19 protein-coding genes and 1 tRNA gene are annotated in these 21,971 nt (G+C 49.4%); 3 read left to right on the forward strand and 17 right to left on the reverse strand.

Going from position 1 to position 21,971, the window contains the following annotated elements; all coding sequences use genetic code 11:
* Positions 1–4: 4 nt before the first annotated feature.
* From eno to ACFSUF_RS16405, 6 genes are all read right to left on the reverse strand, one after another.
* Positions 5–1,291 carry a phosphopyruvate hydratase gene (gene eno, locus ACFSUF_RS16380; protein ID WP_377604369.1) on the reverse strand — a complete coding sequence of 429 codons (1,287 nt, stop codon included), beginning with the start codon at positions 1,289–1,291 and terminating at the stop codon, positions 5–7.
* Between the two features lie 28 nt (positions 1,292–1,319).
* Complete coding sequence (gene gpmI / locus ACFSUF_RS16385; protein WP_377604371.1) at positions 1,320–2,861, reverse strand: 2,3-bisphosphoglycerate-independent phosphoglycerate mutase; 1,542 nt, start codon at positions 2,859–2,861, stop codon at positions 1,320–1,322.
* A gap of 1 nt (position 2,862) precedes the next feature.
* Positions 2,863–3,615: a triose-phosphate isomerase gene (tpiA, locus tag ACFSUF_RS16390; protein WP_377604373.1), complete on the reverse strand. Its 753-nt coding sequence runs from the start codon at positions 3,613–3,615 to the stop codon at positions 2,863–2,865.
* A 265-nt stretch (positions 3,616–3,880) separates the two neighbouring features.
* Complete coding sequence (locus ACFSUF_RS16395; RefSeq protein ID WP_377604375.1) at positions 3,881–5,062, reverse strand: phosphoglycerate kinase; 1,182 nt, start codon at positions 5,060–5,062, stop codon at positions 3,881–3,883.
* A gap of 122 nt (positions 5,063–5,184) precedes the next feature.
* Positions 5,185–6,189 carry a type I glyceraldehyde-3-phosphate dehydrogenase gene (gap, locus tag ACFSUF_RS16400; RefSeq protein WP_377604378.1) on the reverse strand — a complete coding sequence of 335 codons (1,005 nt, stop codon included), beginning with the start codon at positions 6,187–6,189 and terminating at the stop codon, positions 5,185–5,187.
* Between the two features lie 74 nt (positions 6,190–6,263).
* Positions 6,264–7,289, reverse strand: a complete 1,026-nt coding sequence (locus ACFSUF_RS16405; RefSeq protein ID WP_377604380.1) for a sugar-binding transcriptional regulator — start codon at positions 7,287–7,289, stop codon at positions 6,264–6,266.
* 207 nt (positions 7,290–7,496) lie between these two features.
* On the opposite strand from ACFSUF_RS16405, the gene ACFSUF_RS16410 reads away from it, so the two are divergent.
* Together ACFSUF_RS16410 and clpP are read left to right on the forward strand one after the other, a co-directional pair.
* A tRNA-Arg gene (locus ACFSUF_RS16410) sits at positions 7,497–7,571 on the forward strand.
* 219 nt (positions 7,572–7,790) lie between these two features.
* The gene (gene clpP, locus ACFSUF_RS16415) at positions 7,791–8,372 is read left to right on the forward strand and encodes an ATP-dependent Clp endopeptidase proteolytic subunit ClpP (protein ID WP_377604383.1); all 582 of its coding nucleotides are present in this window, start codon (positions 7,791–7,793) and stop codon (positions 8,370–8,372) included.
* Between the two features lie 175 nt (positions 8,373–8,547).
* Here the strand turns inward: clpP and ACFSUF_RS16420 are convergent, their stop codons facing one another.
* Positions 8,548–9,504, reverse strand: coding sequence for a helix-turn-helix transcriptional regulator (locus ACFSUF_RS16420; protein WP_377604386.1), 957 nt, complete (start codon positions 9,502–9,504; stop codon positions 8,548–8,550).
* A gap of 115 nt (positions 9,505–9,619) precedes the next feature.
* Here ACFSUF_RS16420 and ACFSUF_RS16425 point away from each other — a divergent pair, with 115 nt between their 5' ends.
* Positions 9,620–10,336 carry an alpha/beta fold hydrolase gene (locus tag ACFSUF_RS16425; protein WP_377604388.1) on the forward strand — a complete coding sequence of 239 codons (717 nt, stop codon included), beginning with the start codon at positions 9,620–9,622 and terminating at the stop codon, positions 10,334–10,336.
* Positions 10,337–10,520: 184 nt separating this feature from the next.
* On the opposite strand, the gene ACFSUF_RS16430 is transcribed toward ACFSUF_RS16425, so the two are convergent.
* The 10 genes from ACFSUF_RS16430 to ACFSUF_RS16475 form a co-directional block, all read right to left on the reverse strand.
* Positions 10,521–11,612: a hypothetical protein gene (locus ACFSUF_RS16430; protein ID WP_377604389.1), complete on the reverse strand. Its 1,092-nt coding sequence runs from the start codon at positions 11,610–11,612 to the stop codon at positions 10,521–10,523.
* A gap of 17 nt (positions 11,613–11,629) precedes the next feature.
* Positions 11,630–13,078 (reverse strand): MBOAT family O-acyltransferase, encoded by a 1,449-nt coding sequence (locus tag ACFSUF_RS16435; protein ID WP_377604390.1) that lies wholly within the window; start codon positions 13,076–13,078, stop codon positions 11,630–11,632.
* 127 nt (positions 13,079–13,205) lie between these two features.
* The gene (locus ACFSUF_RS16440) at positions 13,206–14,987 is read right to left on the reverse strand and encodes a stalk domain-containing protein (RefSeq protein WP_377604391.1); all 1,782 of its coding nucleotides are present in this window, start codon (positions 14,985–14,987) and stop codon (positions 13,206–13,208) included.
* A 22-nt stretch (positions 14,988–15,009) separates the two neighbouring features.
* Positions 15,010–16,734, reverse strand: coding sequence for a stalk domain-containing protein (locus ACFSUF_RS16445; protein WP_377604393.1), 1,725 nt, complete (start codon positions 16,732–16,734; stop codon positions 15,010–15,012).
* A gap of 68 nt (positions 16,735–16,802) precedes the next feature.
* On the reverse strand, positions 16,803–17,567 hold the full coding sequence (locus ACFSUF_RS16450) for an SIMPL domain-containing protein (protein WP_377604395.1): 765 nt from the start codon (positions 17,565–17,567) through the stop codon (positions 16,803–16,805).
* 147 nt (positions 17,568–17,714) lie between these two features.
* Positions 17,715–17,984, reverse strand: a complete 270-nt coding sequence (locus ACFSUF_RS16455; RefSeq protein WP_377604397.1) for an HPr family phosphocarrier protein — start codon at positions 17,982–17,984, stop codon at positions 17,715–17,717.
* A gap of 142 nt (positions 17,985–18,126) precedes the next feature.
* The gene (gene whiA, locus ACFSUF_RS16460; protein ID WP_377604399.1) at positions 18,127–19,056 is read right to left on the reverse strand and encodes a DNA-binding protein WhiA; all 930 of its coding nucleotides are present in this window, start codon (positions 19,054–19,056) and stop codon (positions 18,127–18,129) included.
* Positions 19,057–19,062: 6 nt separating this feature from the next.
* On the reverse strand, positions 19,063–20,049 hold the full coding sequence (locus ACFSUF_RS16465) for a gluconeogenesis factor YvcK family protein (protein ID WP_377604402.1): 987 nt from the start codon (positions 20,047–20,049) through the stop codon (positions 19,063–19,065).
* 12 nt (positions 20,050–20,061) lie between these two features.
* On the reverse strand, positions 20,062–20,949 hold the full coding sequence (gene rapZ / locus ACFSUF_RS16470; protein WP_377604404.1) for an RNase adapter RapZ: 888 nt from the start codon (positions 20,947–20,949) through the stop codon (positions 20,062–20,064).
* 44 nt (positions 20,950–20,993) lie between these two features.
* The gene (locus ACFSUF_RS16475) at positions 20,994–21,944 is read right to left on the reverse strand and encodes an ROK family glucokinase (protein WP_377604406.1); all 951 of its coding nucleotides are present in this window, start codon (positions 21,942–21,944) and stop codon (positions 20,994–20,996) included.
* Positions 21,945–21,971: the final 27 nt, after the last annotated feature.

Here is a 21,971-nt window from a genome sequence, read left to right on the forward strand (position 1 = left end):
TGAATTACTTCTTCAGGTTGTAGAAAGCTTTTTGGCCTGCGTATTGAGCTACATAAGCCAGCTCGTCTTCGATGCGAAGCAATTGGTTGTACTTCGCTACGCGGTCTGTACGGGAAGGTGCGCCCGTTTTGATTTGGCCGGCGTTCGTTGCAACTGCGATGTCAGCAATCGTGCTGTCTTCGCTCTCACCTGAACGGTGGGAGATTACTGCAGTGTAACCAGCGCGTTTTGCCATTTCGATAGCGTCGAAAGTTTCAGTCAGCGTACCGATTTGGTTTACTTTTACCAGGATGGAGTTACCGATGCCTCTTTCAATACCTTGGCTCAGGCGCTCTGTGTTTGTAACGAACAGGTCGTCACCAACCAATTGAACTTTACCGCCCAGTTTCTCAGTCAGCAGCTTCCAACCTTCCCAGTCGTCTTCGGAGCAGCCGTCTTCGATCGTGATGATCGGGTACTTGTCTACCCAAGCAGCAAGGAAGTCAACGAACTCTGCGGAAGTGTAGGATTTGCCTTCGCCTTCCAGGTGGTATTTGCCGTCTTTGAAGAACTCGGTGGAAGCCACGTCCATACCCAAGAATACATCTTCGCCTGGCTTGTAGCCTGCTTTTTCGATAGCAGCGATGATCGTTTGAAGAGCTTCTTCATTGGATCCCAGGTTCGGTGCGAAACCGCCCTCGTCACCTACAGCTGTGTTCAGGCCTTTTTCTTTCAAAACGCCTTTCAGGCTGTGGAAGATCTCTGCGCCGATGCGAAGAGCTTCTTTGAAGTTCTCAGCGCCTACAGGAAGAACCATGAATTCTTGAACGTCGATGTTGTTGTCCGCGTGCTCGCCGCCGTTGATGATGTTCATCATAGGAACCGGAAGTGTCTTAGCGTTGAATCCGCCAAGGTAAACATACAGAGGCACATCCAAAGCTTCAGCTGCAGCGCGTGCTGTTGCCATGGAAACAGCAAGAATTGCGTTAGCGCCCAGTTTCGCTTTGTTCGGCGTACCGTCAAGCTCGATCATTTTTTGGTCAACGCCTACTTGGTCCAATGCATCCAAACCGATGATTTCCGGAGCGATGATTTCGTTCACGTTCTCAACAGCTTTCAGAACGCCTTTGCCCAGGTAACGGGATTTGTCGCCGTCACGAAGCTCAACAGCCTCGTAAGCGCCTGTGGATGCGCCGGATGGCACGATAGCGCGGCCTACTGCGCCGGACTCCAGATATACTTCAACTTCAACTGTCGGGTTACCGCGGGAATCCAGTACCTCGCGTGCGTAAACATCAGAAATAATTGTCATTGTTCGGGTTCACTCCTGTTTTTAAAAATTATTTTTTGATAATGGTTTTGCCTGTCATCTCAGCCGGCTGCTGAATTCCGAGGAGATCCAGCATCGTAGGCGCGATGTCAGCCAAAATGCCGCCTTCTCTTAGTGTAACATTTTTGGATGTGACAATAAAAGGAACCGGATTGGTCGTATGCGCCGTGAACGGTTTGCCGTTCTCGTCGATGACCATATCGGCATTGCCGTGGTCAGCTGTGATCAGGGCTACACCGCCTTTGGCAAGGACCGCCTCCACTACTTTGCCCACACATTCGTCCGTTGCTTCAACGGCGCGGATGGTAGGTTCCAGCATACCGGAGTGTCCCACCATGTCCGGATTCGCAAAGTTCAGGATGATAACGTCCTGACGCTCGGCTTCAATCTCTTTCACGGCAGCTTCCGCTACTTCATAAGCGCTCATCTCCGGCTGCAAGTCATAAGTAGCGACTTTCGGGGAGTTGATCAGGATGCGCGTCTCACCTGGAAGCTCAACGTCGCGTCCGCCGCTGAAGAAGAATGTAACATGCGGGTATTTCTCGGTTTCGGCGATACGCAGCTGTTTCAGGTTGTTCTGAACCAGAACCTCACCCAGTGTGTTATCCAGGTTCTTTGGCTTGTACGCTACGAATCCTTGCACGGATTCGCTGAACAGCGTCAGGCAGACGAAGTATAAGTTTAACGCCGGCTTCGGCCCGCGGTCAAAGCCGCGGAAGTCTTCGTTCGTGAACACTTGGGACAGCTGAATCGCGCGGTCCGGACGGAAGTTGAAGAAAATGACGGCGTCATTCGATTCAACAAGTCCTACAGGCTGCTGTGTTGCTTCGTCTACGATTACGGTCGGCATAACGAATTCGTCAAATACCGATTTTTCGTACGACTCCAGAATCGCCTTCATCGGATCCGTGTAGTTCGGGCCTTCGCCGTATACCATCGCCTTATAAGACTTCTCTGTACGTTCCCAGCGTTTGTCGCGGTCCATTGCATAGTAGCGGCCCTGTACGGTAGCTACTTTGCCTACGCCGGTCTCTGCGATCTTACCAAGAAGCTGCTCCATGTAGCTGCGCGCGCTGTCCGGCGCTACGTCGCGGCCGTCCAGGAAAGCATGAATGTACACTTCATGGAAGTTATGTTCTTTGCATGCTTCGAGCAGAGCGAACAAGTGCGCAATATGGCTGTGCACGCCGCCGTCGGACAATAGCCCGTACAGGTGCAGCTTCTTGTTATTCTGTTTGGCATGGTTGATTGCGCCTAAAATCGTCTCGTTGTCAAAAAACTCACGGTCACGGATCGACTTGCTGATACGGGTCAGATCCTGGTATACGACCCGACCTGCGCCAATGTTCAGATGGCCTACTTCGGAGTTGCCCATCTGTCCCTCCGGAAGTCCTACCGCTTCACCCGATGCTGTAAGCGTGGTGTGGGGGAACTCCGCCATGTAGCGGTCGTAGTTCGGCTTCTTAGCCTGTTCTACGGCGTTACCCACCACATCGTTGCGCAGCCCGAATCCGTCCATGATGATTAATGCTACCGGTTTCGGTCTGGACATCTTACTTCGCCCCCTCAACGAGTGCGATGTAAGAGGCAGGCTCCAAGCTGGCGCCGCCGACCAAAGCTCCGTCGATATCGCTTTGCTGCATGTACTCGCTCACGTTGTTCGGCTTCACGCTGCCGCCGTATTGGATACGGACCGCATTGGCTGTTTGCTCGCCGTACAGGCCTTTCACTACTTCACGGATGTAAGCGATGACTTCGTTCGCATCGTCAGCCGTGGAGGATTTGCCTGTTCCGATCGCCCAGATCGGCTCATATGCGATAACGGTTTCCGCTGCTTGATCTGCGGAAAGGCCTTTCAATGCGCCTTCGGTTTGCACGCGGCACACTTCTTTGGTTTGACCCGCTTCGCGCTCTTCCAGCTTTTCGCCTACGCATACGATCGGCGTAATGCCGTACTTGAACGCAGCATGGGTCTTCTTGTTCACGGTTTCGTCCGTTTCCGCGAAGTATTGTCTGCGCTCGGAGTGGCCTAAGATGACATAGTGAACGCCAAGGTCTTTCAGCATCACGCCGCTGATTTCGCCGGTGAACGCACCGTTTTCTTCCCAGTGCATGTTCTGCGCGCCTACTTTCAGGCTTGTTCCTTTCACAGCTTCTACAAGTGCCGGCAGGTTGGTGAACGGCGCGCAGATGACGCTCTCAACACCGTCAACCTCTGCTTTGCCTTTCACTTCGCTTACGAATGCTGTTGATTCGGAAACGGTTTTGAACATTTTCCAGTTGCCTGCAATAATCGGTTTACGCATGGTTACACTTCCTTTATCAAAAGTTACAACGTCCTCCTGACACTTTCGTTTCCTGCACTTCCGGCATCAATATCTGGCTCCACCGCTGTTAAGATCAATTTCTTTTATTGTATAAAACATTAACAAGGTTAGAAATCGATCTTAAAGGCGGCCGTAAACTTTCCGCTCAGACATTGCTGCCTCCCGTTACGGTACGGTACCTGTTCGAAGGACAGTTCATTTGCTAAATTAGTTCCACCAGCTGGGCTGGGGGGGAAACAAAAGATTACTTATCGTTCAGGGCTACGACGCCTGGCAGGGCTTTGCCTTCCATGAATTCCAGGGAAGCGCCGCCGCCGGTGGAGATGTGATCCATTTTGTCGGCAAGGCCGAATTTCTCAGCCGCTGCTGCGGAGTCGCCGCCGCCGATGACGGTGTAACCGGATGTTTCGGCACAAGCTTGGCCTACTGCACGGGTACCGTGGGAGAAAGGTTCCATCTCGAATACGCCCATTGGTCCGTTCCATACGACCAGCTTGGAGTTTTTGATAACTTCAGCATAACGCTCGCGAGTCTCAGGACCGATGTCGATGCCTTCCCAATCCGCAGGAATGCTGTCGATATCAACGATTTGCGTATTGGCTGTCGGACTGAAATCGTCAGTAACAACGATATCGGTAGGCAGCAAGAAGTTTACGCCTTTGTCTTTAGCCTTCTGGATGAAGCTAAGCGCAAGGTCCAATTTCTCGTTGTCCACGAGAGATTTCCCGATTTCCAGGCCTTGTGCTTTCAAGAATGTATAAGAAAGGCCGCCGCCGATGATGATGTTATCCGCCAGATTGATCAGGTTGTCGATCACGTCGATTTTATCTTTAACCTTCGCGCCGCCAATGATTGCTGTGAAAGGTCTGTCCGGATTGTTCAGGGCTTTGCCCAGTACTTCCAGTTCTTTCTCCATCAATAGGCCTGAAACCGCCGGCAGGTAGTGAGCGATACCTTCGGTAGAAGCGTGTGCACGGTGAGCAGCGCCAAACGCGTCGTTCACGTACAGGTCCGCAAGCTCAGCAAACTGCTTCGCCAATTCAGCATCATTCTTCTCTTCGCCCGCATAGAAACGAACGTTTTCCAATAGAAGAACGTCGCCGTTCTGCAGCTTCGCCACTTCCGCTTTCACGCCTTCGCCTACAGCATCGTCCACTTTCACTACTTCTTTTCCAAGCATTTCAGCCAGACGCTTTGCTACAGGTGTTAAGCGAAGCTCTTCTACTACAGCGCCTTTCGGACGTCCCAGGTGGCTCGCTAGAATCACTTTCGCTCCACGCTCGATCAGGAATTTAATCGTTGGCAGCGTTTCGCGGATCCGTGTGTCGTCCGTAATTTGGCCGTTCTCCAGCGGAACGTTGAAATCGACACGTACAAATACCTTTTTACCGTTAACTTCTACATCACGTACACTTTTCTTATTCATTCTTTACGCTTCCTCCTTCGGATCCAAGACAACTCTTGCTTATGTTTAAGTAATGAGAACAAAGTGTCAACTAGGCAAAGAGGAGAACGTGAATTCTCCTCTTCTAGTTGGCTTTTATGAGATTACAGGCCTTTTTTTGCGATGAAAGCAGCCAGGTCAACTACACGGTTGGAGTAGCCCCACTCGTTGTCATACCAGGAAACGACTTTCACCATGTTGTCGCCTACTACCATTGTCGACAAAGCGTCGATTGTGGAAGAAGCAGGGTCGCCGTTGTAGTCGCTCGATACAAGCGGCTCGTCGGAGTAGTTCAAGATGCCTTTCAGCGGGCCTTCAGCAGCTACTTTCAGAGCACCGTTAACGTCTTCTACAGTAACGTTTTGAGCCAGTTCAACAACCAGATCCGTTACGGAAACGTTAGGAGTAGGTACGCGCATTGCCATACCGTTCAGTTTGCCTTTCAGCTCAGGAAGCACCAAGCTAACTGCTTTTGCTGCGCCTGTAGTGGAAGGAATGATGTTTTCAGCTGCTGCGCGGGCGCGGCGAGCGTCTTTATGAGGAAGGTCAAGAACGGATTGGTCGTTAGTGTAAGAGTGAACTGTGGTCATCATACCTTTTACGATACCGAACTTGTCGTTAAGTACTTTCGCGAATGGCGCAAGGCAGTTTGTAGTACAAGAAGCGTTGGAGATAATAGTGTGAGCGGCTGGATCGTATTTGTCTTCGTTAACGCCCAGAACGATTGTGATGTCTTCATCTGTTGCAGGTGCAGAGATGATAACTTTCTTAGCTCCGCCTTTCAGGTGAAGGGACGCTTTGTCTTTCGCTGTGAAAATACCAGTGGATTCCACAACGATCTCAACGCCGTATTCTCCCCAAGGAAGGTTTTCAGGGTTGCGCTCAGCGAAGACTTTGATTTCTTTGCCGTTGACGATGATGGCACCTTCAGTCGGTTTCACATCAGCATTCAATCTGCCGTGAGTCGTGTCATATTTCAAAAGGTGTGCAAGCATTTTTACATCTGTCAGATCGTTGATTGCTACGATCTCTACATTCGGGTTGTTCAAAGCTGCGCGGAATACGTTTCTGCCGATACGTCCAAAACCGTTAATACCTACTTTAACCATGTGTTATTCCTCCTAAAAATAAAAATCTTTTATTCTCAAGACAGGCGGTGAGGCCCGTCATGATTAACTAACCTTCAGGGGAGGTGCTTAACCAGTTCGAGAGCCGCGCCCTCGTCGGTAATCAGCACGTCCTGGTGGCCGAACCGCAGTACGGAAAGAATCGCTTCCGCCTTGCTGCGTCCGCCCGCAACCGTTACGACAAGCTCCATGCCCTGGATGTCCTCCAAACGGAGTCCAAGCATGAGGGTCCGGTGCACAACCTTGCCTTCTTTGTCAAAATAGTAACCGAAGGCCTCGGCTAACGCTCCTTTTTCTTGCAAAATGCGCACGGTATCCTCGCCGACACGTCTTCGTCTCGCCATTACCATAGCATCCCCGATTCCATGAATTACAATACGGGCTTTGCGGATATGCTGTACAATATCCTGGATGTTCGGCTCTAGCATCAGCGATTGATAGGCATCTTCGCTGATATTATCAGGGACATGGAGCAAACGGTATTGAGCGCCCGTCTTCTTCGCCATCATGGAAGCGATCGTATTCGCCTGGAACTCAAGACTCTCGCCGAGTCCCCCGCGCGCGGGCACGAACCAGGTGCCTTTCCAGGCGGTAGTCCGGCTCAGCTGGTCCGCCGCCTCTGCCATCGTCGAACCGCCGGTTACAGCGATAATGTCGTTCGGCTGCACATGCTTGCGCAGCACTTGACCTACAGCATGCCCCATCTGCCGCTTCACAAGCGGAGCGTCGTCGGCATTGCCGGGAACGATGATGACCTGCTGGATACCGAAGGCTTGCCGGATCCGGTCTTCCATATCCGTAAGGCCGAACAGCTCGGTTACTACCGATTCCATATCAAGCAACAGGCTTTCCCCGGATTCGCTGATCCGGATGCCTATAGTTTCAATTTCAACCAGGCCCTGCTCTTTCAGGAAATCTACTTCTGCCCTTAAAACACGCTCCGTCATATTCAAGGCATTCGCTAATGTTCTTCTGCCGACCGGGCCGGTCAGCATGACATAGTGCAGAATCCGGTAGCGTGTGCGGAAGACATCTATTAGGTCGGGGAGCAGCTGCTTTTGAATATTCAATAAGGTTCTCAAAACCGCTCTTCACTCCTGCCTTCAAGATGGACCTAAAACGTCCCACGTGATGATTTTAAGTCCCACACCAATATGATAACTAATTCATCTCTCTATTGCAAGTTTGTGAACGAAAAATAGGCTTACTTTAATTGTAAATATTTTTCATAGGGGAAAGACTTGCTTTTTTACTGATAGTGTCCTATAATTTTCATTACTGTGCTGAATGCGCCCGTGGTCCAATGGATATGACGTAGGCCTCCGGAGCCTGAGATCGAGGTTCGATTCCTCGCGGGCGCGCCATACATACCAATACAAGCTTCGTTAACAGAGTCTATCGGCTCCGTTGGCGAGGCTTTTTTTGTCCCCCATCTATGTATACCCACCTTTAGACAACAACATCCACCATAGTTTGACTTTCCTTGACCTTTGGATTCGAATTGGGTATGATAAGGTTATATTTAGCTGATTGGGATATACTGACTAATTAGCACCATCTTACTTATCAGGAGGGAATAGTCCATGAGTTTCATTCCTATGGTCGTAGAACAAAGCAATCGGGGAGAGCGTGCTTACGATATTTACTCCCGTCTTCTGAAAGACCGGATCATCTTCCTGGGAAGCGGCATCAACGATGTAGTCGCTAACTCTGTAATCGCACAGCTGCTGTTTCTGGCTGCGGAAGATCCTGAGAAAGACATCAGCATATACATCAACAGCCCCGGTGGCTCCATCACTTCCGGTATGGCCATCTATGATACGATGCAGTTCATTAAGCCGGACGTCTCCACCATCTGCGTAGGTATGGCCGCTTCCATGGGCGCATTCCTGCTGGCAGCAGGCGCTAAAGGCAAGCGTTTCGCCCTGCCGAACAGCGAAGTTATGATTCACCAGCCGCTGGGCGGCGCTGAAGGCCAAGCTAGCGACATCGAAATTCGCGCCAGACGCATCCTGAAAATGCGCGACAAGTTGAATCACATTCTTGCTGAGCGCACCGGCCAGCCTCTGGAGCGTATCGAGAAGGATACGGACCGCGACTACTTCATGTCCGCAGCCGAAGCTTCCGATTACGGTTTGGTTGATAAGGTGATCGAGAGAATCTAAATTACCTTCGAAGAAAGCGGCGTTTATGCTGCTTTCTTTTTTTATTGCAACCCCCTATGGCTCTCAACACATGCACCCCACAAGAAAAGAGGGCCCTAAACTAAAGGACATCCATGCAGTTTTACGAGCCGGGGATTATTTCCTGCAGCCAGTAGCAGGATAAGAAGATTGCTGATCATGAGGATGGCTGTTCTTCGTAAAGCTTTTGTACACTCTTGATCTTCTCCCTTACAAGAAGGACCGCTTCCTCGGGAGCAATAATCTTCACTTCTGCTCCGTATTGCCAAATGTGTTCCGTATAAAATGCTACATCCTCCGCAATGATCCGTACCTCCGCAGAACCGCTGCCGTCCCCGCGCTCTTCAATGAAAGGCCCAATCCTAGGATCCGGTTTCATTTGCCATATCCCTTTTGCAGTCAATTCTAAACGTAAAAGCAGTTGAGCCGATACTTCATGGACAGGCTGTTCTTTTATTTTGAATTGCTCAAGCTCTTCCCTGTAAGGGATAGAAGGCTGGAGAACCGCAGCCAGAATCCGATCCGCCCTGAATGTGCGCAGCTCCCCGCTTGCATAACAGAAAGCCGGACAATACCAGAATCCCGAACTGGCGTACAGACCGACAGGTTGAATATCCCTTGCCGTGACGCCCTTGCTGGATTGGTATTCAATCGATGCTGCGCTTTTGTTCATGATGGCGTGAAAGAGCGTCTCCAATACTTCCTGCGACATTGCCCGCCCCGGACTCCAAATTGTAATTTTATGCTTCAGCCGGTCCACCTTTTGTTTCACATCACCAGGTAAATAATGATAAAACTTATCCAGTGACGTTTGTGCTCCTTTCCCAAAGGGCATAGACCCGAAGTGCTCAAGGGATTGATAAGCAAAAAACATAGATATCGCTTCATTTTCCGTAAAGCTGATCGGGGGGAGCATTCTCTCCTGCAATAATCTATACCCTCCCCCTCGGCCTTGAACAGAGTATATAGGAATGCCCAGTTCACTTAATTCCAGAAGGTCTCTTGTCACTGTACGTGTCGAAAGGCCGAATTCATCTGCCAGCTCTTGCACTGTAAAGGATTTTTTAGCATTGATGATCATAATAAGCCGGATAAGCCGTTTTGACTTTTGCATCTAGCCGTTCCTCCCTCTGTTTCATTTCCATATTATCACATAAATAAGACAGGATTCGTCTTGTTTTGATGGTATGCTATCAATACTCGAGAAAAGGAAATGAGGGAAGTACTGTATGAATGATATCAAGCAAGATGAAATTGGTTTCATCTTTATTCATGGTGCAGGGCTTAGGAGTTCCATATGGCAACCAGTTGTAGAGAAATTCAAATACCCTTATCTATTGATTGAATTTCCTTTTCATGACGCCGACATTCCAAAAAGATCCAAGCTGTCCCTTGAACATTACATTCATTGTGTTAAATCACAATTCAATAAGTGGGACATAAAGAGGGTTGTCATCGTGGCTCATTCCATTGGAGGTATATTTGCACAGATACTTGCCAAGGATTTCCCCGATAGAGTATGTGGAATTGCAGCAGTGGGGGCGGTCATTCCGCGTATAGGCGGTTCCTTCGTGTCATCCTTGCCGTTCCCGAACAGATACCTTATGCCTATTATTTTAAGGATGGCAGGGACAAGGCCTCCGGAGTCAGCTATACGCAGGGGTTTATGCAATGACTTGACGAAGGAACAGGCGGATGATGTAATCCGGGGATTTATACCTGAAGCTATAGGGATTTTTACAGATAAGTTACGGGTGGAAGGCCTACCTGATGTGCCTAAATTATATGTAAAGCTGGAGAACGATCATGAGCTTAGTACATCTATACAGGATAAAATGATTAATAACTTTCAGCCCCATCGGGTCGAGACATTAAATACAGGGCATTTACCCATGATTAGCAACCCCGACGGGCTGAGATCCATAATTGAAGGATTTATATTATAGAAGGATTTGACTCCCTGCGTCCATAATTTATAGAGCCGGAGAATATTATCAGGATTATCACATGAAGAAAGTCTAGCTTGTACATTCAAGTTGCGAATGAAAATAAGGTACCCACCGCCTAAAACACCTTTTCCAAAAAGTGTCCAGACTATGGGTACCAGTTTAATACGGAAAGTCGCTTTCTTTATTGTTTCACCGCAGGCGTGTCGACTTGGGCGCCGAATACGCTGACGTCCAGAGTTCTCACCTGTTCATTCAAAGCCGTGTTCAATTCATCGATATTACCTGCTGTAGCCCGGTGCCTATCCTGTGCGATGGAATCGATGATATACTCGTTCACTTTTTGGGAATGGTGGGAAATGTCCTTATACTGGTTCAGGTCGAACGTAATGCTTTTTTCGGTCTGAAAATCATACATCTTGACGTTCGGCAAAGCGGTAAGCTGCTCTACCATATATTTGCGCATATAATCCTGATTTTCATAACGCTTCTTATTCAAGTCGTACCACACTTCCTGGCGCAGCACGGAATAAGGAGGATAATAGAACAGAAATTGAACTTCGGGGCGGCTTCGGACCAGATTCAGGATGTTCGCCTCAAACGTCTCTTTGACGCTGTCCAGCGAATCCTCATTTTTGCCGTAATCCACTTCCAGCGCCCGTGCGGTCTGCCAGTTTTTCAGAACTCGGCCCGCCCCATACTGAGCATACGCATTCCAGTTGTTCAAGTAATCGAGGTTCTTTACTTTGCGGTCGCCTTTCAGCAGCCCGTCCCCGATCTTCACCATTTCCTTCATGGTCGTCAAATTAAACAGATATTTCACATCATTAAACGGATTCTTATCGTAAAAGAACATCGGAAAGCCGCCCTGGTCGTCACGCACACTATCCTTGCCGCCGCGCAGGGAGAAATAATCCAGCCCCCAAATCACGTTCTTGACCTTACCTGTCTTCAATGCCACATTGGCGATCAGGTTATGCTCTTTGGACGTCGAACCTTCCATGGAAAGCTTCATGGTTTGCACGCCTAATTTCCGGTTAACGTAAGAGGGGACGAAGTTTTGCGTCATTGAACTGCCGATAATGATCGTATCATAGTCATAATTCTTCGCCAGACCCGGATTCTGGAAGCGCTCTTCCAAGGAGAACAGAGGCTCATACCAAGTTGCCTTCCGGTAATACTGAAATGGATCCACGATATAAGTAAATGCCATCACGAGGCCGGCAAACAGCACGGAGAACGCAACGAACCCCAGCAAAAAAGTTTTCGGTTTCACGGTTCATCCCTCTAATTCTAAAAATTAAAGTACAGGAATTCGCTGATTTGATTGAAATTCAGGAGCGAATAGACGAAGACAGCAGCCAATACAATCGCGGTGGACCATTTCGGCTTCATGTTGTCGCTTAACTGATTGGTGTTCTTGAACAGGACGCAAACCAACACGAACAGTGCGATCATCGCGAGTTTCAGCGGTGAAACTGCTGCAAACTCTACCCCATACGATTTCAGGGAGGCCAGATTCAAGCGGGTGGCAAAAAAGCTCGGCAAATCCATCCCGTGAAGCCCTGCCATTCCTTTCAGAACGTTCATTGCCTGGGTCAAATTCTCGGCACGGAAGAACACCCAAGTGACGTTAATAAATTGGAACGTAATAAACCATGCAAGCCATTTCGGCATATGTATGCCCAATTTCCCCCACAGCCGGTGAATAACTTGTCCGCCCCCGTGCATAACGCCCCAGACGATAAAAGTCCAGCCTGCGCCGTGCCAGATACCGCCGATTATGAAAGTAGCGGCAAGGTTGAAATATGTCCTGAACGGGCCCTTCCGGTTTCCACCGAGCGGAATATAGATATAATCCCTTAAAAAGCGGCTTAACGTCATATGCCAACGGCGCCAGAAATCCTGGATGCTAAGCGCTTTATACGGCGAATCGAAATTGATTGGCAGCCTTACATTGAACAACAAAGCAATCCCGATCGCCATGTCCGAGTATCCGCTGAAATCAAAATACAACTGCAGGGTGTACGCCAGCGAGGTGACCCAAGATTCCACGAACCCGAGTGAGGCGGCTTGATTGAAACCGTTTGTAGCTATTGGTGCAAAATTATCGGCAATGACCACTTTTTTACATAAACCCAGCACAAAAATAAATATGCCCAAGGATGCATTATTCATATTGAAACGCTTATTTTCGCGGTCAGCGAATTGAGGCATCATCTCTTTGTGATGCAGAATGGGTCCGGCAATCAAATGCGGATAGAACGTTACAAACAGTACATAGTTAATAAAATTATACTCTTTCACTTGCCTGCGGTAGGCATCCACAAGATAGGCGATTTGGGTAAAGGTGAAAAAACTGATGCCCAGCGGCAAAATCAATTTCAGCAAAGTAAGCTGCGTTCCCGCAACTGTGTTGATATTTGTAATAAAGAAATCAGCATATTTGTAATAGATTAATAGGGATACGTTTACAACAATCCCTGTAATTAGAATCCATTTACGCTGGCTGTCCGGTTTCTCTGCCGTCTTGGTCAGCGTAGTTCCGATCAGAAAATTAAAGAGTATGGAGCACAGAATAAGCGGAAGGTACTTGACATCCCAATAGCTGTAGAAAAACAAAGAACAGGCCGCAAGCCATAGCCTTGCGCCGTTGTACCAATTGAAGCGGTTCATTACGAAGTAGACAACAAGTGATACCGGCAGAAACAGAAATAAGAACGGATACGAATTAAAAAGCAAAGGGTTCAGGCTCCTCCCTCATAGTTTCAAAGACAACCCTAAATATACTATTAATGCCATAGAACATCAACCATAGAAATAGAAAAAAAGGCCAAGGAGTTTCTTCCTTGGCCTGAATCTTCAAAGTCTATTGCTGAGTTACTTCATCGAGCGGATAGAAGACCATGTCTACCGGCAAGTTGGAGCCTGCAGGCGGCATCAGTTCGATATCCAGGGTCCCTTCTGTACCCTTTGTCCGTTCAAGAAGCATATATTTATCCAACGGAGTTAAAATCCCGGATTGAGGGACTTGTACAATCTTGCCGTTAATTTTCACCGAACCTTTATATCCTCCGGCCCGGGCGATAAACAGGATCGCCATCTTCTTAGGGTTTTCAATATGAAGATTGTATACTACACCGAAGCTTCCTTTATTGGTGGCCGGTGTTCCGGTCAATACATCCGTTCCGGATGCGAAAGGATCCGTCGTCCCGTCAGCAATGGAGACGCGGGTAGCGCCGTTCATTGTGTTACCGTCCAAATACCAGTGGGAGTCCGAATATGGGAATGTGCCGCGCACATGAATACTCCGGTTCAACGGCTGATAAGTGCCGTTCGTAATGCTTTCCGGGCCGGCCGTCAGATCGACAGCAGCAAAAGTAGCCGTTAAAGGTCCGGTCGTCTCTACGTCATAAATGGAGTTCATCCCCATTTGCGGAAAGAACGTTGGAAGTTCCTTGTATAACAGTGTCTCTCCCGGAGCTACGGTAATCTGTTCATCCAGCGGATCGTGCAGCAGGAAATCCATCGCAGCTACATGTCCGACTAGAGCCGGATTAGAAGAAGGGTACGCTTCCCCTTTATTTGTGGTTTTCAGTTGTACTTCCTGATCGGAATTGTTTGTTAAGTAAATGGCGAACTTCGTCCGCTCACTCATTCCGTTAATGTGATGTGCATAAAGCCGGGCATTGCCGTTGATCTGATCCTGGTACAGGATGCCTTTTTGCGTATAAGTTTCCGGACTGTCGCTGAACAGTAATGGCCGGGTGTTGTCATTCTCCACCGTTTTTTGCGCATATTCCGCTTTTCTCAGCGAAGCGAACAGTTCCGGAAATTCCTCATCCGCAATATAACTGCCCGGCTTGCGCATCTGGAGCGCGAATTGCTCAGGTGTCAAGTAAGTTTCATCGGAAATAGTGATGCTGCGTGTATAATCGTTGCTCACAAGTCCGGTACGATCAGTCACCTTTAATGTGACCTGGTAAGTACCCGCTTCGAAGAACGCTTCTTTCTTACCGGTCCAAGTGTAAAAACTGATCGGATCGCCGTCGGAATCGTAGCTCAGGTCTACGTACTCAATCGGCTCTCCCTTCCGGTATACCGATTTTCCAAACGTAAATTTCGCCACAGGGCGTGAATTCTTCTTGTCCGGATCATACAGGCCTTCCGTAGGAGGCACAAACGACAGCTCAATACGCTTTAAAGTCGCGTTGTAGGCCGGTTCTTTAATCTTTAAATAGCGGGCCATCTGCTTCACCCGCAGCAGCGTGCGCTGATTTTTGTCTATCGTAGCGACCGTATCCAAAGGGACCGGCATGCCGTTCTCATAAGCTACTTTCCGGGCAAAATCAAGCTGCACTACCGTGCTGCCTGCTAGAATTTCCGTCATTTTCTTGGCTGTATTGTAGGTTACTTTAAAGCCAAGCTGGTCGCCCAGAAACTTAATCGGAACATAAGTTGTACCTTTCATTACTGTTGCCGGAGCATCGAGCAGAAATTTTTGTCCGTTTACATAAGCTTCTTTGCTGTCCACATACAGATAAATGAGCTTGGAAGTTGTCGATACAGCTTCAGCCTGCGGCTGCGGCAAACCTCCTGCCAGCAAAGTAGCAATGACGGATACCGTTCCTATACGTTGCCATAATTTCAATTGTGTTCTCTCCTTTAGTCTGTTAATCTCCCAGCGGGTAAAAGATCAGATCGATCGGGAATGACGAGCCCGCCGGCGGGGTGAATTCAATGTCCAACACAGGTTCTCTTCCTGTCGTTTTTGCAATAATATAAGGCCCGTCCAAGTACGTTAGTACACCGTTGTCCCGAACCATCACAAAATCACCGTTGATTTTAAAAGGCCCTTTAAATGTGCCTCCGCGCGCCATGACCAGCACGGCCATTTTCGGCGGATTGACGATTCGGAGCTTCTTTAGAACGCCATAATTCCCTTTGTTCACCGACGGACTGGAATCCATCGCATCATAGCCTTGACCGAAAGGGTCCGTTATACCGTCTCCCACGATGATACGGGACGGCTTGTCGATCGCTCCCTCTTGCACTTCCCATTCCGTTGTGGAATACCCGAACGTTCCGCGGTTATGTATTCCTTTAGCCAAGCGGTTCATATTCCTAAGTGTCTCAATCGGTGCACCGGAGTCCATCGCCACAAAACTGAAGGTAACGGGACCGGTTGTTTCCACATCGTAGAAAGCATTGATGCCGGAAGCCGGAAAGAAATCGGGCATCATGACATATACAAGCGTTTCCCCTGCAGGAACGGTCATTTTCTTATTAAGTGAATCTTGCATCAAAAATTCGACAGAAGCTTGATGGCCGGCGAGATTTGCATATTTAGAAGGGTATACTTCCCCTTTATTTGTCGTAGTCACTGTGACAGGTGAACCTGAATGATTCGTGACTGCAATGGCAAACTGCACTTTTCTAGTCATCCCGTTCTGATGGTTAGCATACAGTCTGGCTCTGCCGTTGACCTGGTCTTCATAAAGAATGCCGGGCTCCATAATTAATTCCGGGCTGTCGCTGACAAGCAGCGGCCTTCTGGTATCATCCGAAACCGATTTATCAAGCTGCGGCAGTCCCGATAGAAAGCTGCGACCGCCTTTGACCTCAGTCCCTGCGGCTTGAGTGTAGATAGGATACGCCTGCTCCGTTAAGAATGGCTCATTCACAATGGTCAATGTACGATCGTACACTTCGCTTACATGCCCCTTGGAATCAGTAACCTGGAGGGAAACCGTATATTGGCCGGGCTGAAAGAAGGCACTCTGTTTGCCGGACCACTTTCGGTAATAAATGCCCTCTGCATCGGGATCATAACTCAAGTCCACATATTTAACCGGCTCCCCGACCCTGTATGCCTCTTTGCCGAAAGTGAACTTGGCAACCGGACTCGATCCGTCGCCTTCATAGACTCCATTGCTCTGTTTCACATAGTAAATTTCAATACGGCCGGAACCCGGATGGTATTCGTAACGGGCCCCCATGTAGTCGGCAACCCACTTCAACTGAATCAGGGTTCGGCCGTTCTTCACAGCTACAGCCTGACTATAAGGAACATAATAACCGTTTGCGTAAGCTGCCTTCTTCTTGGTGTCAATGAGCAGCGTCGCTGTCTTGGTGACAATACTGATTCTGCCGTTCTTCATCGTCATCTGAAAGCCGAACGATTCCTGCAGAAATCGTAACGGTACATAAGTCCTTCCCTTTACGACCGTTGCCGGAGCATCCAGCTGTACGGAGCTGTTATTCACCATCGCCTGTTTCTTGTTAAGATACAGCACTAGGATGGAACTTGAAGTTGATACCGCCCGGGCTCCAGCCGGAAGCACGGTTAGGAGCAAAGCCGCAGCCAGGACGGCTGTAATAAATTTACGGACTGCCATTTCTTATGTTTCCTTCTCCCCATGGTGTTGCCAGCTATTCCAATGTTGCAGGTGCTGCTGTACCCATTCTAAAAATCATATTGCACACTTACGTTGGTCGTGATTGTAATTTGGCCTCTTTCAATGGACGTGCCTCCGGCTGATTCGCTTGCAGTATCTGCCATTGCCTGATTATTCACGAAGTAGGGAACAGGCTGATTCCCTGTCTGAACGATGCTTGAAACACCTTTCAGTTCTCTCTTTGCCGACTTTGCCAGCACCTTCGCTTTTGCCTCGGCATTGACCATCGCCTTCTCAAGCGCCTGAAGCTCATAGGCCTCTTTCTTCTCCGTAGAGAATTGAATCTGGTTGACACGGTTCGCACCTGCAGCGGACACTCCGTCCAGCAAGGCGCCCAGTTCGTCCAACTTCCGGTAAGTAACCTCGAGTGTATGGGTTGCGACATAACCGATAAGTTTCTGTTTGTTCTGGGTGTAATCGTACTCGGGCTGTACCTGGAAGCCGCTTGTCTTTACATCGGCAGCTGCCAGTTTATACTGTTCAAACAACACTTTCTTGACCTTGGCAAAGGAGGCAGCATTGGCTTTCTGTGCTTCCGCAGCGGTTTTCCCCCGGGTCTCGACACCAACTGAAACATAAGCGACATCCGGTTCCGCCTTCACTTCGCCTTGCCCGCTTACTGTAATCGTGTGATTCACAGGCTGAGTCACCCCTTCTGCATGGACAGTGGGAGCCGTTTTCCACGTAACAGAGTTGCCCGCCGTGAAACTAAGCAGCACCAAAGTCCCTGCCAATACGCCTACAACAAGTTTGTTTCTGGATTTTAGATCCATTTTCCTGAACCCCTTTCCTTCGGTAGTCCTACAATTAGACGCTTCGATGATGGAAAGGTTGCACAAATCGGCCATTTTTATCCCAAAACCACATGATCTTGATGCACAAAAAAAAGAAAAGCCTCCAACGAAGCTTCTCTTCCGCTCTTATTGGTTCTCTAGTTCTTCCTTGCTGACCAATGTGACTAAAGCGTTTACAGCCTGCTCAGCGTCAGGGCCTTCCGCACTGATGTATACTTCGGTGCCGGAGCTGATCGCAAGACTCATGATCCCCATAATACTTTTCGCATTTACTTTCTTGTCGTCTTTCTCCACGAAAATCTCGGAAGAGAACTTATTCGCTTCTTGGACGAACAATGCTGCAGGACGCGCATGCAAGCCTGTCTTAAGCTTAACAACTACCGGGTGCTTCGTCATTCAGCTTTAACCCCCTATATACCTATTTTACGTTTTTTGCGTCGTGATCGAAATCATTTTCAAAAAAACATTTTATTGCCATTATAACATTTTCCAATACAAACGTCTAACAGGTAATGGAGAATGTCAACGAATCTTCATTTTACCCGTTTCTGATTTTTTCGGCAAGTTCATCGATTTTGCGGAGACGGTGGTTTACCCCGGATTTGCTGACTTTGCCTTTCAGCATCTCTCCCACCTCCGTCAAGTTAAGATCCGGATGCGCGAGGCGGATTTCGGCAACTTCGCGCAGCTTGTCGGGCAAGCTTTCCAGGCCTATTTCCTTCTGCAGAAGCTTGATATTATCGATTTGGCGGACAGCAGCTCCGATCGTCTTATTCAAGTTGGCCGTCTCGCAATTCACGATACGGTTCACGGAATTACGCATGTCGCGCATGATGCGGACATCCTCGAATTTGAAGAGCGCCTGATGAGCCCCGATAATATTCAGCAGTTCGATGATCTTCTCGCCTTCTTTGATGTAGAAGACAAACCCTTTCTTCCGCTCGATACAGCGTGCGTTCAAATCGAACCGGTTCGCAAGATCCGCAAGAGCATTGCAATGCTCTTCGTACATTGAAGAAATCTCAAGGTGGTAAGAAGATCCCTCAGGATTATTCACTGAACCCCCCGCCAGGAATGCGCCCCGCAAATAAGCGCGCTTGCAGCAGCTGTCCTTCACAATCTTCTCGTCAATCCCATCCGTAAACAGGAATCCCTCAGATACGATATATAAATCGGCTAGAAGTTCCTGAACCCGTCCCGGTATACGGACGATGTACACGTTGTTCTTCTTCAGCCGCATTTTTTTGCGGACCAGCAGCTCGGTATGCATCTGATACAGTTTCTTGATCAAAGAATAAATGCGCCTCGCAATCGCCGCGTTCTCCGTCGAGACATCCAGAATCACCTTCTGGCTGGACACCTGAACGGACCCGTTCATGCGGATCAGAGCGGAAAGCTCCGCTTTCTCACAGCAGCTGTCTGCTTCGATCATAGTTAATTCTTTCTTGGTTTGTGCCGCAAAGGACATAGGGGATCACCTCTTCCTACCCATCCAGCTGTCCACTAATTGATAGATATGTTCGCTTAACCGTTTCGCGTCATGCCGCAAATAGGTGCGGAACAGCACCAGCCGGTCGGCTATGACTTTATACCCGCGCTTGGTCACCTCGTCGATGTCCAGATGCACGGCTTTGGAGCCCTGTTCGGCATACTTACTCTGAACTTGGGGCGGAATTTCACCGTTGTTGACAATGACATAATCAAACAGATGATGGCCTACATGTTGATGCACGGCGGTAAGATGGTCGCTCACGGAGTAGTTATCTGTTTCGCCGGGCTGAGTCATGACATTGCAGACGAAAATCTTGACAGCCTCCGACTTGAGGATCGCCTCCGCCAGCTTCGGCACCAGCAGATTGGGCAAAATGCTGGTATACAAGCTCCCCGGTCCTGCCAGAATGGCGTCGGCCTCTTCCAGGGCTTTCAGCGCCTCAGGCAGCGGCTGGACGTTCTCAGGCTCGATAAATACTTTTTTGATCCGTTTGCCGGCTTTGGGGATATTCGATTCACCGATGACGACCGTCCCGTCTTCCATCTCAGCTCTCAGCACAATCGCCTGGCCCGAAGCCGGAAGGACCTGCCCCCGTACTGCCAACACCTGGCTGAGCTCCCGGATACCGGTGACAAAGTCTCCGGAAATATCCGTCATCGCCGCCAGAATTAAATTGCCCAAACTGTGCCCAGCTAATCCAGCACCGCTTGTGAAGCGGTACTGCAGCAGCTCCGACAGCAGCGGTTCTACATCGGCCAGCGCAGCGATAACGCTGCGGATATCGCCGGGCGGCGGCATCTGCATCTCGGATCGCAGAATGCCGGAGCTGCCGCCGTCATCGGCTACAGTAACGATCGCCGTTATGTCGAGCGGCATCTCCTTCAGCCCGCGCAGCATAACGGACAACCCCGTGCCGCCGCCGATCACAACGATCTTGGGGAGGCGCTGCCCTCTGCGGTCCTTGCTCATGCCTTCACCTTCTTAGTGCCGATCCCGCTCATAATCTCTATGGCTGACCCGGATATTTTCGGTTTCACTCGCTCCCAGCGTTTTCCCCAGAAACTCGGCGATCGCAACCGAACGGTGTTTTCCTCCCGTACAGCCGATCCCGACCACGACCTGGCTCTTGCCTTCTTTCTCATATTGAGGGATGAGGAAATGGAGCATGTCGAGCAGTTTGGTCAGAAACTGGTTTGTTTCCGGCCATTTCATTACATAATCATACACGTCTTGATCCATACCGGTATTCGGGCGCAGCGTATCGATATAATGCGGGTTCGGCAGAAAGCGGACGTCAAAGATCAGGTCGGCATCGATCGGAACTCCGTATTTGAAGCCGAACGACGTAATGTTGACCGAGAGCCCGCGTTTATCGGAGCTGTTAAACCGCGAAGCGATCTTCTCTTTCAACTGTACCGGCTTCAAACTGCTGGTATCGATAATTTGGGTTGCTACGCCTTTAAGCTCTTCCAAGAGCCTGCGTTCCGCATGAATGCCGTCCAGCGGCAGGCCTCCCGTAGCCAAAGGATGAAGCCGGCGGCTTTCCTTATAGCGCTGCACCAGAACCGAATCCGTAGCATCCAGAAACAGGATCTCGTAGTTCAGCGTACGGTTTTCTTTTAAATACTTAAGGGATTCGGATAACGCCGTGAAAAATTCCCGTCCGCGCAAGTCGATCACAAGCGCGACCTTCCCGATCTTGCCTTTGGACTGTTCAATCAGCTCGGCAAACTTCGGGATTAACACCGGCGGTAAATTATCTACGCAGAAATAACCCAGGTCCTCTAAGCTTTGAACCGCAATGGTTTTCCCGGCCCCCGACATTCCCGTAATGATGACCAGCTTTCCTAATGCAATGGAATCTTCCACGTTGAATCCTCCTTTACTAGCTAAAGCCAAGTTTCCAAATTCTCTTAGGAGCGCAGATTAAGTCCTGCAGCACCCACGATCCCGGCATCGTTGCCAAGGATAGCCGGCACGATTTCCACGCCTTCTTGTGCTGTTTCAGGAGTAAACTTATGGAACACTTCACGGATTTGTTCAAACAGGAATTCTCCCGCTTTGGACAAGCCGCCTCCAATAATGAAACGCTGCGGATTCACCACAACGGCGATTGCAGCCATGGATTTACCCAAATAGAAAGCTGCGCGGCTGATAATGCGCGCGGCCACTTCATCGCCGGCCTTCGCCGCATCGAAAACGTCCTTGGCCGTCAACACTTCGATGTGGGACAGGGAGGTACGGTCTCCCCGTTCAACCGCGTCTTTGGCCATTCGCACGATGCCCGTTGCGGAAGAAACGGTTTCCAGGCAGCCCATTTTACCGCAGCCGCATTGGATTGCTTCCAAATCAGGAACGATCGACATGTGTCCGAGTTCCCCGCCCATGCCGTTAAAGCCTTCATATATTCTGCTATTGATGATGATGCCGCCGCCTACGCCCGTTCCCAGCGTGTAGCAGACAATGTTAGGAATGCCAGCGCCCGCACCGCTCCAAGCTTCTCCCAGTGCCGCAACATTGGCGTCGTTATTGATTCTGACGACTTTGCCCAGCTTCTCTTCCAGGATCTGCTTAATAGGCACATTGCGAAGCGGAAGGTTCGGAGAGGATTTCATGAAACCACTTGGAATATCCATGAAGCCCGCGATGCCGATGCCCACGCCTTCGACTTGTTCCCATGTAAACGGGGAGTCTTCTACAATTTGGCGGACATAAGCTGCGATATTGTTCATGATCGCATCCTGGCCCTGCTCCGTGCCGGTCGGCCCTTCAAATGTTTGAAGCAATTTGCCGTTCTCATCGCAAATGCCCACTTTAATTGCCGTTCCCCCGATGTCCGCACCAATGTAAATTTTTTCTGACATCCTACAAGTCACCTCATATTTATGTTT

This window comes from Paenibacillus gansuensis, from assembly GCF_042684925.1.
GTDB classification, from domain to species: Bacteria; Bacillota; Bacilli; order Paenibacillales; family DY6; genus Paenibacillus_N; species Paenibacillus_N gansuensis.

What these genes read in the sequence shown, in the direction of transcription:
- ACFSUF_RS16425 (WP_377604388.1), top strand. Translation starts at nt 9,620, where the DNA reads ATGAATGATATCAAGCAAGATGAAATTGGTTTCATCTTTATTCATGGT.
- whiA (WP_377604399.1), bottom strand. Translation starts at nt 19,056, where the DNA reads ATGTCCTTTGCGGCACAAACCAAGAAAGAATTAACTATGATCGAAGCA.
- ACFSUF_RS16420 (WP_377604386.1), bottom strand. Translation starts at nt 9,504, where the DNA reads ATGCAAAAGTCAAAACGGCTTATCCGGCTTATTATGATCATCAATGCT.
- clpP (WP_377604383.1), top strand. Translation starts at nt 7,791, where the DNA reads ATGAGTTTCATTCCTATGGTCGTAGAACAAAGCAATCGGGGAGAGCGT.
- ACFSUF_RS16465 (WP_377604402.1), bottom strand. Translation starts at nt 20,049, where the DNA reads ATGAGCAAGGACCGCAGAGGGCAGCGCCTCCCCAAGATCGTTGTGATC.
- ACFSUF_RS16455 (WP_377604397.1), bottom strand. Translation starts at nt 17,984, where the DNA reads ATGACGAAGCACCCGGTAGTTGTTAAGCTTAAGACAGGCTTGCATGCG.
- ACFSUF_RS16395 (WP_377604375.1), bottom strand. Translation starts at nt 5,062, where the DNA reads ATGAATAAGAAAAGTGTACGTGATGTAGAAGTTAACGGTAAAAAGGTA.
- gpmI (WP_377604371.1), bottom strand. Translation starts at nt 2,861, where the DNA reads ATGTCCAGACCGAAACCGGTAGCATTAATCATCATGGACGGATTCGGG.
- ACFSUF_RS16475 (WP_377604406.1), bottom strand. Translation starts at nt 21,944, where the DNA reads ATGTCAGAAAAAATTTACATTGGTGCGGACATCGGGGGAACGGCAATT.
- ACFSUF_RS16445 (WP_377604393.1), bottom strand. Translation starts at nt 16,734, where the DNA reads ATGGCAGTCCGTAAATTTATTACAGCCGTCCTGGCTGCGGCTTTGCTC.
- tpiA (WP_377604373.1), bottom strand. Translation starts at nt 3,615, where the DNA reads ATGCGTAAACCGATTATTGCAGGCAACTGGAAAATGTTCAAAACCGTT.
- ACFSUF_RS16450 (WP_377604395.1), bottom strand. Translation starts at nt 17,567, where the DNA reads ATGGATCTAAAATCCAGAAACAAACTTGTTGTAGGCGTATTGGCAGGG.
- eno (WP_377604369.1), bottom strand. Translation starts at nt 1,291, where the DNA reads ATGACAATTATTTCTGATGTTTACGCACGCGAGGTACTGGATTCCCGC.
- gap (WP_377604378.1), bottom strand. Translation starts at nt 6,189, where the DNA reads ATGGTTAAAGTAGGTATTAACGGTTTTGGACGTATCGGCAGAAACGTA.